The organism is Terriglobia bacterium (genome assembly GCA_036496425.1).
Taxonomy (GTDB): Bacteria; Acidobacteriota; Terriglobia; order 20CM-2-55-15; family 20CM-2-55-15; genus 20CM-2-55-15.
In genome coordinates this window covers 17,819-28,700 of the sequence record DASXLG010000089.1, presented here as the reverse complement: position 1 = coordinate 28,700, position 10,882 = coordinate 17,819, and the positions used below count along the sequence as shown (strand labels likewise).

Genomic DNA, 10,882 nt, shown 5'->3' with positions numbered 1-10,882 from the left:
CCTTACCAAGGCGGGGTGGCTGCGCCATCAGAAAGACGGTCCCGTTTCTTCGCTGGCGCAGACGGGGCGGTTAGTAACCTCCATCAAATTCCCCCCGCAATCGCGCGCAACGCTTCCTTACGCGTCAGGATCGTGAATTTCCCTACCGGAATCTCACCAAGTTCCAGCTTCCCAATCCGAATTCTTACTAATTTCAACACCGGGTGCCCGACCGCCTCGAACATCCGGCGAACCTGCCGATTTTTTCCTTCCGTAATCGTCAGCTCGAACCACGTGTATTTCTCCGTCGCCCGAACTTCCCGCACGATTGCGGGCGCGGTGGTCTCGCCGCGGCCGATGTCCAGGCCGAAGGCGAGCCGGAAGTATTCATCGCCGGTGACGACCCCCGAAGCCTTGCCGTAATACGTCTTCCGCACCTTGGCTTCAGGACTCAACAGCGCCTCACCATATTCCGTGTCGTTCGTGAGTATCAGAAGCCCCGAGGTATCCATGTCGAGGCGGCCCACCGGAAAAACCCAACGATCCAGCTCCTTCAGGTTGTCGTAGACCGTCGGCCGGCTTCGATTATCGCCAAACGAAGTCACAACACCAGCCGGCTTGTTCAAAGCCACATACACCTTCTTCTCGTCGCGGACTTTTAATCCGTCCAGGTGGACCGTATCTTTCGCGCCTTCGACCCAATGGTCGGGATTGCGTACCACCCGGCCATTCACCTTGACGCGGCCTTGCTGGATCCACTCGCGCGTCGTTGTCCGCGAGGCGATTCCGGCTTTCGATAGCACGCGATCGAGCGTGGCTCTCGGCTTATTCATGGCGCAATGCCGATGACGGACAACATGAGCCCCATTCTCTTTCCATCCCGCCGGTACGAGTGGAACAGGTCTGCACGGCACTTGGTGCACAACAACGACGTCTCAATCTGCTGCGCAGGAATTCCGGCGCGCAATAACTGGGCGCGGTTCGCGACCGCTAAATCCAGATGTGGTTTCTCGAACTCCGGCATTCTGACGATGGCGTCCGGCTCATTTACTTGAGCGGCGACTTCTTCACCCACGTCATAACAGCAGACGCCGATGTGCGGCCCGATAGCGGCGATCAAATCGCGCTCATCGATCTGGAATTTCTGAGTCAGCCGCCGGACTGCGGCTTCGACGATCCGGCTTGCGGTCCCTCGCCAGCCCGCATGTATGGCGGCGACGGCCCGGCCTTCCCGGTCGGCAATCAACACCGGCACGCAATCCGCCGTCTGCACCCCGAGCAGGACACCCTTGAGGTTGGTTACTGCCGCGTCACCTTCCACGGCTTCACCTGCCGCCGACGTGTCGTCCACATCCACGACGATCCCCGAATGCACCTGATTTAATTTGATGATCGGCCAGCCCGCGGCCCCGATCGCCGCGGCAAACCGGGCGCGGTTGATTTGCACCATGGGATTCGGCGAATTCGCCGGCCCGAGCGAAAAATCGTTCCGCTCGCCGCGGCGCGTGGAGAATGCGTGCACCAGGTTCGGTATGCGGTCGAGCAATTCCACACGAAGGAACGTGATTTGGTCCTGGCGTTTTACCTGTAACATATCACCTGATGATTACCGGCATCGGCATTGACGTGGTTCAGAACGACCGCCTCCGAGACTCCATCCAGCGCTTCGGCGATCGCTTCCTGAATCGAATATATACAGAAGCGGAGATTGCGTACTGCAAGAAATGCGCTCAACCCGAGATTCATTACGCGGCGCGCTTCGCGGCAAAAGAAGCGGCTTTCAAAGCGCTCGGCACCGGTTGGGCCGACGGAGTGAAATGGAAGGACGTCGAAGTCGAGCGCCTGCCTTCCGGCAAACCGGAACTCCACCTTTATGGCGGAGCGCTGGCGCACGCGACGGCAGCCGGCGCGGCGCGCTTCTATGTCTCACTGACGCACGATCAATTGGTTTCCTGCGCCGTGGTGATCTTCGAAGCCTGAAGTCCGTCCTCCGAGAGATCCTGTATCTTTACTCGAATCCACTGATTGAGAGGCGCGGCCGCAGGCATCGTCACGCGCACAAAATTACTGCTGATGGCCGAGTCGGCGTCGAGCGTGAGAACCTCGATTTCGCGCCCGATCATCTGGCGGCGGAAGGCTTCATTCTTGCGCGCTATCAGGCCGCGCAGCGTTTTGGCGCGGAACTTCGAAACATGATCGGGTATCGGGTTGGGCAGGGAAGCGGACACCGTTCCCGGACGTGAAGAGTAAGGGAACACGTGAAGGTAGGTGAGCGGCGAGTTTTCAATCAACTCGTACGTCGCCCTGAAATCGTCGTCGGCTTCGCCCGGAAACCCCACCATTACATCGGCGCCGATCCCTGCATCCGGAATCCGATCGCGCACGCGCGCAACGAGGTCCGCATAGTATTCCGCGGAGTATGGCCGGTACATCGCGCGCAGGATCCGGGAGGATCCGCTCTGGAGCGGAATATGAAAGTGATGCGCCATTCGCGGATGCGCCGCGGCCAGGTCGACGAGTTCGGGCACAACCTCCAGCGGTTCAATGGAACTCAGGCGTAATCGTTCGAGTCCTGGAATTTCCAGCGCCCGGCAGACCAGATCATAAAAAGAGGCTTTGGTTTGAAGGTCGCGGCCGTAGGTGCCGAGATGAATTCCGGAGAAAATGACTTCCTTGTATCCCCGCCCGACCAGTTCGCGAACTTCGTCGAGCGCGGCGGCCGGCTCAATGCTGCGGCTGCGGCCGCGGACCGACGGAATAATGCAGAACGAGCAATTCGCGTTGCAGCCGTCCTGTATTTTGATAACGGCCCTGGTGCGGCCTCCCGAACCCAGGTGAGACGCAGGTTCGAGCTCACGCTCCAGAAAAATGCTGCTGCAGATGATTTCCGCGCGGCCGTGATTGGCGAGATCCGGTTGCAAGGCCAGCTCGGCCACCATCGGTTTGTGCGAATTGCCGACGACATAGCGGACCCGCGGTAAAACCGCCAGTTCTTCGGGCGCACGTTGCGCGTAACAGCCGGTAACAATAATCTGAGCCTGCGGATTTCTAGACGCGATCCGGCGGATCGTCTGCCGGACATCACGATCGGCTTCGGCCGTCACCGTGCACGAATTGACGATCACGACTTCCGCTTCATAAGGGGAGCCGGCTTCGGTGGCATTGGCATCCAGCAGCTCCTGATGGATGGAAGCGCCTTCGGACTGGGAGGCCCGGCAGCCGAAATTCGTGATGTGGAACGTTCTACTCATGGTAGCGAGTGGTACAATCCCCGCCTTTCCAAGGCGGGGTGGCTGCGCCATTAACCAAATGGGCCCGTTCCTTGGCGGCGCAGACGGGGCGGTTAGTAACTTCCATCAACAAATAAGGTGCGCTACGCGGTTCCCGGATAACCGCCCCGCCCGAACGTTCTAACGTTTGATCGTTCGGGCACCCCGCCTTGGAAAGGCGGGGAATGTACAAACCCTGCATTTCAAATTTGCAATGATATCTACGCATCCTGAACTTTTTTACTCTTCTCCGCCACAGCCTGTTCGAGGCCCGCTTTGTACTCCAAAAATTTCGCGGCCAGATGCTCGTCGGACAGGGCCAGGATCTCGACTGCGAAAATCGCCGCGTTGGTGGCGCCGGATTTCCCGACGCCCATGGTTGCCACGGGAACACCCGGAGGCATCTGAACCGTCGACAGCAATGCATCGAAGCCCGAGAGCGGCGAGCTGTCGATGGGCACTCCTATGACGGGAATGGTGGTCTCTGCCGCGGTGACTCCCGCGAGGTGTGCCGAGGCGCCGGCGCCCGCGATGATCAGCTTCAAACCACGCCCCCGCGCCGACCGGACATATTCGTTGGTGCGATGCGGCGACCGGTGCGCGCTGTACACACCGATCTCGTAGGGAACTTCAAACTGCTTTAAAACCTTCGTGGCCTCCTGCATGACGGGGAGGTCCGAATCGCTGCCCATAATGATGCCGATAAGAGGCTTCATATTTCTTTCACAAGACCTTTCTTTCCGATATCTCTCCGATAATCTTTGCCGTCAAATTCTATCATCTGCGAAACGGAGTAGGCTTTTTCCAGGGCCTCCGCCAGTGTCGCTCCGCGCGCGGTCACATTCAACACGCGGCCGCCATTGGTGTAAATTCTGCCGCCTTCGGCGCGGGTTCCGGCGTGGTAAATCTTCACACCGCCGATACGCTTCGCTTCGTCGAGGCCGAAGATCTGTTTTCCGTTTTCGACCTTTCCCGGGTAATCGCGGGCCACCAGAACGACTGTGGCCGCAGCACCCTCTCGCCATTCCAGACGGCGGCTCGCCAGGCGGTGCTCCACCATGTCGATGAAGATATCGAGCAGGTCCGTCTTCAATCGCGAAAGAATGACTTGCGTCTCGGGATCACCGAAGCGCGCGTTGTACTCCAGAAGTTTCGGACCTTCGGATGTCAGCATCAAGCCGGCATACAGAATCCCTGAATAAGCGCGAGCCGCCTGGAGCGTCGGCGTGATGATGCGCTGGAGCACCGCGTCATGTTGCGCGCTCGTCAGGATCGAGTCGATCGAATAGGCTCCCATGCCGCCCGTGTTCGGCCCCTGATCACCGTCGAACCGCCGTTTGTGATCCTGCGCCGCAACCATGGGCTGAAAGGTCAGGCCGTCGGCGAAAACATGAAACGACGCCTCTTCGCCTTCCAGAAATTCCTCGATGACCAGTCTCGAGCCCGCCTCGCCGAGACTCCTGCTTTCCATGAACGACTGTACGGCGCCTCGGGCCTGATCCTGGTTTTCGGCGACAACGACGCCTTTGCCCGCGGCCAACCCGTCGGCTTTGACGACGATCGGATATTTGGACCGTTCCAATACCTGATAAGCCTCGGCAGGCGTGGCGCATTCGGAAAACGCAGCAGTCGGAATCCCGGTGCTTTGAAAAAACCGCTTCGCGAAGCTCTTGCTCGATTCCAGCCGGGCCTGGTTGGCGGAAGGCCCGATCACCGGCATGCCGTTGGCGCGAAACAGATCGACGATTCCCTTGCTGAGTGGAAGCTCCGGACCGGCGAAGGTGAGGTCCACGCGTTGAGAGCGGGCGAAGTTTGCCAGGCCTTCGACGTCGTCTGCGGATATCGCAACCAGCTCCGCCAGTTCGGCAATCCCGCCGTTGCCGGGCGCTGCGAAGATTTTGCCGACTCTGGAACTCTGCGCGAGGGCATCGGCGACGGCGTGCTCGCGGCCGCCCGAGCCGACGATAAGGATTTTCATTTTGCCTGGAGTGAAGCGATTTGGGTGAGAACTTCGTTCAGGGCGCCGGTGCGGTAGCCGTCCACATCCACCGCGACGAAGCGGAATCCGATCCGCTTGAATTCCCGGCTCAGCCGCTCGAACATTTCGACAGTGAGGGCTTTCGGCATCTCTTCACGCGCGATCTCGATTCTCGCGATGTCGCCGTGATGGCGCACGCGAGTTTGAGCGAATCCAAGCTTGCGCATGATCTCTTCGCCTTTATCGATCATCATCAGTTTTTCAACTGTAACACCGGAACCGTACGGTATGCGCGACGAGAGACATGCCGAAGCCGGCTGATCCCAGGTTTCGAGGCCGTGAATGCGCGACAGCTCGCGGATCTCGGACTTATGCAGCTCGGCCTCGATCAAAGGACTTCGAATCTCGAGTTCCCGGCCGGCCTGGCGGCCTGGACGATAGTCACCGGTATCATCGAGGTTGTTGCCGTCGACCACGTATCGGATGCCGCGTGCCTCGGCCAGCTTCTGGAGCTTCGTATAGAGTTCGTGTTTGCAGAAGTAGCATCGATTGGAGGGATTCTCGACGTAATTCGAATCCGACATCTCATCCGAAGCGATGAATTCGTGACGGAAGCCGAAGCGTCCCACCAGCCCAGTCGCTATATTGCGCTGATGTGTGGGGTAGCTCGGGCTCTCAGCCGTCACGGCCAGGACATCTGGACCCAGCTCCTGGTGCGCGACGAGCGCGAGATAGGAGCTATCGACGCCTCCGCTGAACGCGACGATACAGGAGCCCATCTGCCGTAAAATCAGGCGAAGATGCTCTTCTTTCTGAAGCATTTCAGGATTGTAACAGATTCGTAAGACCCAATAATGACAGGGGTTTCAGCATGGAAAGCCCTTGACAAACCGGCGCGCAATCTGAAAAATCAGCTTAAATATGAACGCGACTCTACTCTTAAACGCTTCCTATGAGCCGCTACGGATTATTCCCTGGAAAAAAGCGCTGACGCTGCTGTTCGCGGGAAAAGTGGAAGTCATCGAGGAGTACGACCAGCAGATTCATGCCATTACGTTCGCCATCAAGCTTCCGTCGATCATCCGGCTGCTCAAGTATGTCAGGGTCAAGAATCACAACCGCGTGAAATTTTCGCGCGCCAACATCTACGCCCGCGACGACTACACGTGTCAGTATTGCGGCAAGAAATTCCCCTCGGAAGATCTGACGTTCGATCACGTCGTGCCTGTCGCATCGGGTGGACAGAAGCGTTGGGACAATATTGTCGCGGCCTGTTTCCGCTGCAATCACAGGAAAGGCGGCCGCACGCCGGACGAAGCGAGCATGCGGCTGATCCGGCGGCCGACCGAACCGCACTGGCTGCCCGCGTTCCACGTCACCTTCCGATTGAAGTCGCCGCCGGAGAGCTGGCGGGATTATCTGTATTGGAATATAGAACTGGACATCTAATACAAACAGTCCTTGTGAGCGACCCCCTGCCCGCGAAAGGGCGGGCAGGGGGTCGCTCACACACCGTGTTGATTCTATGTTTCAGCTTCTCGACCATCCATCCGACATCGGCATTCTCGCGCACGGAGTCTCGCGTGAAGAAGCCCTCATCGAAGCCTCCCACGGCCTCGTCTCAATTCTCGCCAAACCCTCCGATTTCCACCCCCTCGAGGAACGCTACTTCAAAGCCTCTGGCACCGACGAGGCCGAACAAATCATCAACTGGTTAAACGAAATTCTCTTTTTCTTCGACACCGAAGGCATGGTCTTCGTCGAGTTCATGATCGACTCCTGGAATTCCGACGAAATCATCGGACGCGCCCGGGGCGAAAGATTGGATTTCGACCGACACGAGTTTCGCACCGCCGTCAAGGCCGCGACATATCATCAGTTCGAGAGCCACTCCACAGCGGATGGCGGCTGGGAACTCCGGATTTTCGTGGACGTTTGACATGCAGCTCGAAAAAATCGACGACTACCGGTGGCTGATTCCAAGGACGTACAAGCCCGGAATGCTCACCGACACCGTCGTATACGCCAGCGAACAGCTTCTGGAGGCCATTCGCCACGATCAATCCCTCGAACAGGCCGCAAACATCGCCATGCTTCCCGGCATTGTCGGACGCGCTCTGGCGATGCCCGACATTCACCAGGGCTACGGATTTCCAATCGGCGGTGTCGCGGCTACCGACGAACAGCATGGAGTGGTATCACCCGGCGGAGTTGGATTCGACATCAACTGCGGCGTCCGGCTGCTAAGCAGCAATCTCACGCTGAAGGATGTGAAGCCCAAGCTCCGTGAACTTGTGCATCAACTGTTCCGCGATATTCCTTCGGGCACCGGCCAGTCGAGCCGTTTGAAGATCTCGGCCAGCGACCTGAACAAGGTTCTGGAACAGGGTCCGAAGTGGGCAATCGAACGCGACATGGGCTCGGAAGCGGACCTCGATCACACCGAAGAGCGCGGCTGCATCGCAGGCGCGGATCCGGATGCCGTCAGCGAGCGCGCGAAGCAGCGCGGAGCTCCGCAGCTCGGAACGCTGGGTTCCGGAAATCATTTTATCGAGGTGCAATTCGTCGATGAGGTGTTCGACGAAAAAGCAGCCGCGCAATACAACCTGCATAAAGACAGCGTCGTACTGCTCATTCATACCGGCTCCCGCGGGCTCGGTCACCAGGTGTGCACCGATTATGTTTCGCAACTGGACCAGGCCATGCGCCGTTACGATCTTCACGTGCCGGACCGCCAGCTGGCCTGCGCGCCGGTCCATTCACCCGAAGGCCAGCGCTACCTTCACGCAATGGCCGCGGCGGCAAATTTCGCATGGACGAACCGGCAGTGCATTGCGCATGCCGCGCGGGGCGCGTTCAGACGGGTTCTCGGCGAGAATGTCCGCATGCCGGTCATCTATGATGTCGCTCATAACATCGCCAAGATCGAAACGCACACCATCGACGGTAAGCCGAGACGCGTGGTGGTCCACCGCAAGGGCGCGACACGATCGTTTCCCGATCAGCCTGTGTTTATTCCGGGCAGCATGGGTACCGCCTCCTATTTCCTGATGGGGCAGGAAGGTGCCATGAGGGAAACCTTCGGCTCCGCCTGTCACGGTGCCGGGCGCGTTCTGAGCCGGTCTGCTGCAAAGAAGGGCGTTACGGCAAAGGAAATTCAAAAGGAGTTGGAATCCCGCGGTATCATAGTGGAATCGCTGACTCGCGAAGGGCTTACGGAAGAAAAACCGGAAGCTTATAAGGACATCGAGTCCGTGGTCGATGTCGTTCACAACGCAGGTCTTGCGGCGCGCGTCGCGCGCCTCCGGCCGCTGGGGGTGGTTAAGGGCTAGCGCATGACTCTTCAGGAAAAAATCCAGATACATCTCGCCGAGGCCATGAAAAGCAAGGAGCAACTCCGGCTCAGCGTCTTGCGAATGATGAAAACCGCCGTCAAAAATAAAGAAATCGACAAGATGAAGCCGCTCGAAGATGGCGAAGCAATTGCTGTGCTGAATACGCTCGTGAAGCAGCGTAAAGATTCGGCGGAGCAGTTCCGTGCCGGCGGCCGCGAAGAGATGGCGAAAAAAGAAGAGGCGGAGATTAAGATAATTGAAGAGTATCTGCCGGCCGCCGCATCGGAAGACGATATCCGGAGCGCCGTTGGCGAGGCCATTCAAGAGACCGGCGCGAGCTCGATGAAGGACATGGGAAAGGTAATGAAGGTGGTAATGGCGAGGCTCGCCGGCAAAACGGCGGACGGTAGCCGGGTCAGCCAGCTGGTGAAGGAAAAGTTGTCGTAAATGATAGAAGGACCAAGATCCGAGCTGGACGGTAGCGACCTCCCCGACGCGCCGCCGGAGGCGCCGGAGCTACCGCCAGACGTACCATTAGATCAGTTCGTCAGCTTCGCAACTCCGGAAATACGGATCGACGAACTGACGACCTTCGACACCGTCCCGTCCATGGGGAGGGGCGCCTTCCGCGAGTGGATCGAGAGTCTGGCGTTCACCATCATCTTTGTCCTGGTCTTTACCAGCTATATCGCGCAAGCCACGCAGGTCCCTACGGAATCGATGAAGCCCACGATCCTGGTGGGCGATCATTTCTTTCTGGATAAGCTGGCATTCCCCGCGAACTATCCCACTGCGATTCGTTCATATTTGCCGCATCGATCGATCCGGCGGCTGGACATCATCGCGTTCAAGTCCCCGACGGAAGGCAATATTCCTTTCGTGAAGCGCGTGATCGGTTTGCCCGGGGAAACCGTGGAAGTCCGTGGTAAAGCGGTCTACATCAACGGCCGGAAACTGATTGAGCCGTACAAAATCCATGTCGACTCCACCATCTACTCCGCAGATCCCTGGACTCCGGAAGAACTCCGGATCCGTGACAATTTCGGCCCCGTGACGGTCCCGCCCGATCACTACTTCGTGATGGGAGACAATCGCGACAACAGCAACGACAGCCGCTACTGGGGATTCGTCACCTGGGATGAAATTATCGGCAAGCCGCTGTTCATCTATTGGTCATACGAAAGCGACCCTTACGTACCCGGCGATAAGACTTTCCGGGAATGGGTCGATGGCTATTCCACCGTGGCCCTGCATTTCTTCGATAGAACGCGTTGGTTCCGCATCGGAACAATGGTCGAGTAAAAATATGCGCATCGCCAAAGCCGTTTTCCCGGCCGCGGGTTTAGGTACGCGGTTTCTGCCCGCCACCAAGGCTCAGCCCAAGGAAATGCTGCCGCTGGTCGACAAGCCGCTCATTCAATATGTGATCGAAGAGGCGGTCAACGCCGGCATCCGAAATATCACGATCGTTACCGGCCGCGGCAAGAACGCGATCGAGGATCATTTCGACGTGTCTTATGAACTCGAGCGCGTGCTCGAGGAACGCGGCAAAAAAGAACTGCTGGCCGAAATGCGGCAGATCTCGAGCATGATCAACGTCTCGTATGTCCGGCAGAAGGAAGCGCTCGGACTGGGACACGCCATTCTGATGTCGCGGGATGCGATCGGCAATGAGCCGTTTTCAGTCATGCTCGGCGACGACATCATCGATTCCCCCGTGCCGTGCATCAAGCAGATGATGGATCTGTTCGAAAAGCTTCAAGGATCGATCATCGCCGCCTGTGAAGTGCCGCATTCCGAGATCCAACATTATGGTGTGATTCGAGGCGTTCCCCTTGAAGGCTTCAACGGCCGGGTCTATCGGGTGCAGGACGTGGTCGAGAAGCCGCCCGCATCGGAAGCGCCGTCCAACGTCGCGATTATCGGCCGCTACATCCTGACGCCGGAAATCTTCGGCATTCTCGAAAAGACCCGTACCGGGAGGGGCGGCGAGATCCAGCTCACCGACGGCATTCGTGTCCTGCTCGAACAGCAGCCGGTATACGCCTACATGTTCGAAGGCACCCGCTACGACGCCGGCGATAAGCTCGGCTTTCTCAAAGCGACCGTCGAATTCGCACTGCGCCGGCACGACCTGGGAAAAGACTTCCGCCAATACCTGAAAAATTTGAAACTGTAGGCGCGGGCATATGGTACCTAAAAGACAAAAGCCCCGGTTTGGCCGGGGCTTTTGTTCTTACAATGGCAGGTACTTAAATATCACGAAGAATAATTATAATATGCAGGGCTGTTGCTAAATGAACAGCGGCTATGTTGATTGG

General features: G+C 58.2%; 13 protein-coding genes. 7 read left to right on the top strand and 6 right to left on the bottom strand.

What is annotated here, in order from left to right; translation table 11 throughout:
- Positions 1-83: 83 nt before the first annotated feature.
- Entirely contained in the window at positions 84-812 is a 729-nt protein-coding gene (locus VGK48_06630; protein HEY2380844.1) for a pseudouridine synthase, read from the bottom strand.
- Entirely contained in the window at positions 809-1,573 is a 765-nt protein-coding gene (gene pgeF, locus VGK48_06625) for a peptidoglycan editing factor PgeF (GenBank protein ID HEY2380843.1), read from the bottom strand. Before pgeF ends, VGK48_06630 begins: the two co-directional genes overlap by 4 nt.
- 8 nt (positions 1,574-1,581) lie before the next feature.
- Between pgeF and acpS the strand changes: the two genes are divergently transcribed.
- The gene (acpS, locus tag VGK48_06620; protein ID HEY2380842.1) at positions 1,582-1,959 is read left to right on the top strand and encodes a holo-ACP synthase; all 378 of its coding nucleotides are present in this window, start codon (positions 1,582-1,584) and stop codon (positions 1,957-1,959) included.
- Here acpS and mtaB read toward each other — a convergent pair.
- The 4 genes from mtaB to larE form a co-directional block, all read right to left on the bottom strand.
- Positions 1,920-3,230, bottom strand: coding sequence for a tRNA (N(6)-L-threonylcarbamoyladenosine(37)-C(2))-methylthiotransferase MtaB (gene mtaB / locus VGK48_06615; protein HEY2380841.1), 1,311 nt, complete (start codon positions 3,228-3,230; stop codon positions 1,920-1,922). The two genes, acpS and mtaB, sit on opposite strands and share 40 nt — an antisense overlap.
- A gap of 239 nt (positions 3,231-3,469) precedes the next feature.
- A complete protein-coding gene (gene purE, locus VGK48_06610; protein HEY2380840.1) occupies positions 3,470-3,964 on the bottom strand; it encodes a 5-(carboxyamino)imidazole ribonucleotide mutase in 495 nt (164 codons plus the stop codon).
- On the bottom strand, positions 3,961-5,226 hold the full coding sequence (gene purD / locus VGK48_06605) for a phosphoribosylamine--glycine ligase (GenBank protein HEY2380839.1): 1,266 nt from the start codon (positions 5,224-5,226) through the stop codon (positions 3,961-3,963). The genes purE and purD overlap by 4 nt, the downstream gene beginning before the upstream one ends.
- The gene (gene larE, locus VGK48_06600) at positions 5,223-6,047 is read right to left on the bottom strand and encodes an ATP-dependent sacrificial sulfur transferase LarE (GenBank protein HEY2380838.1); all 825 of its coding nucleotides are present in this window, start codon (positions 6,045-6,047) and stop codon (positions 5,223-5,225) included. Before larE ends, purD begins: the two co-directional genes overlap by 4 nt.
- A 100-nt stretch (positions 6,048-6,147) precedes the next feature.
- On the opposite strand from larE, the gene VGK48_06595 reads away from it, so the two are divergent.
- From VGK48_06595 to galU, 6 genes are all read left to right on the top strand, one after another.
- Positions 6,148-6,675, top strand: coding sequence for an HNH endonuclease (locus VGK48_06595; GenBank protein ID HEY2380837.1), 528 nt, complete (start codon positions 6,148-6,150; stop codon positions 6,673-6,675).
- A gap of 76 nt (positions 6,676-6,751) precedes the next feature.
- Positions 6,752-7,165 carry an archease gene (locus VGK48_06590; GenBank protein ID HEY2380836.1) on the top strand — a complete coding sequence of 138 codons (414 nt, stop codon included), beginning with the start codon at positions 6,752-6,754 and terminating at the stop codon, positions 7,163-7,165.
- Between the two features lies 1 nt (position 7,166).
- Entirely contained in the window at positions 7,167-8,558 is a 1,392-nt protein-coding gene (locus VGK48_06585; protein ID HEY2380835.1) for an RtcB family protein, read from the top strand.
- A gap of 3 nt (positions 8,559-8,561) precedes the next feature.
- Positions 8,562-9,008, top strand: coding sequence for a GatB/YqeY domain-containing protein (locus tag VGK48_06580; protein HEY2380834.1), 447 nt, complete (start codon positions 8,562-8,564; stop codon positions 9,006-9,008).
- A complete protein-coding gene (gene lepB / locus VGK48_06575; GenBank protein HEY2380833.1) occupies positions 9,009-9,863 on the top strand; it encodes a signal peptidase I in 855 nt (284 codons plus the stop codon). It abuts the gene before it with no gap.
- Positions 9,864-9,867: 4 nt separating this feature from the next.
- On the top strand, positions 9,868-10,740 hold the full coding sequence (gene galU / locus VGK48_06570; GenBank protein ID HEY2380832.1) for a UTP--glucose-1-phosphate uridylyltransferase GalU: 873 nt from the start codon (positions 9,868-9,870) through the stop codon (positions 10,738-10,740).
- The last annotated feature ends 142 nt before the right edge of the window (positions 10,741-10,882 follow it).

What these genes read in the sequence shown, in the direction of transcription:
- mtaB (HEY2380841.1), bottom strand. Translation starts at nt 3,230, where the DNA reads ATGAGTAGAACGTTCCACATCACGAATTTCGGCTGCCGGGCCTCCCAG.
- lepB (HEY2380833.1), top strand. Translation starts at nt 9,009, where the DNA reads ATGATAGAAGGACCAAGATCCGAGCTGGACGGTAGCGACCTCCCCGAC.
- VGK48_06585 (HEY2380835.1), top strand. Translation starts at nt 7,167, where the DNA reads ATGCAGCTCGAAAAAATCGACGACTACCGGTGGCTGATTCCAAGGACG.
- VGK48_06590 (HEY2380836.1), top strand. Translation starts at nt 6,752, where the DNA reads ATGTTTCAGCTTCTCGACCATCCATCCGACATCGGCATTCTCGCGCAC.
- galU (HEY2380832.1), top strand. Translation starts at nt 9,868, where the DNA reads ATGCGCATCGCCAAAGCCGTTTTCCCGGCCGCGGGTTTAGGTACGCGG.
- larE (HEY2380838.1), bottom strand. Translation starts at nt 6,047, where the DNA reads ATGCTTCAGAAAGAAGAGCATCTTCGCCTGATTTTACGGCAGATGGGC.
- VGK48_06595 (HEY2380837.1), top strand. Translation starts at nt 6,148, where the DNA reads ATGAACGCGACTCTACTCTTAAACGCTTCCTATGAGCCGCTACGGATT.
- acpS (HEY2380842.1), top strand. Translation starts at nt 1,582, where the DNA reads ATGATTACCGGCATCGGCATTGACGTGGTTCAGAACGACCGCCTCCGA.
- VGK48_06580 (HEY2380834.1), top strand. Translation starts at nt 8,562, where the DNA reads ATGACTCTTCAGGAAAAAATCCAGATACATCTCGCCGAGGCCATGAAA.
- purD (HEY2380839.1), bottom strand. Translation starts at nt 5,226, where the DNA reads ATGAAAATCCTTATCGTCGGCTCGGGCGGCCGCGAGCACGCCGTCGCC.
- purE (HEY2380840.1), bottom strand. Translation starts at nt 3,964, where the DNA reads ATGAAGCCTCTTATCGGCATCATTATGGGCAGCGATTCGGACCTCCCC.
- pgeF (HEY2380843.1), bottom strand. Translation starts at nt 1,573, where the DNA reads ATGTTACAGGTAAAACGCCAGGACCAAATCACGTTCCTTCGTGTGGAA.
- VGK48_06630 (HEY2380844.1), bottom strand. Translation starts at nt 812, where the DNA reads ATGAATAAGCCGAGAGCCACGCTCGATCGCGTGCTATCGAAAGCCGGA.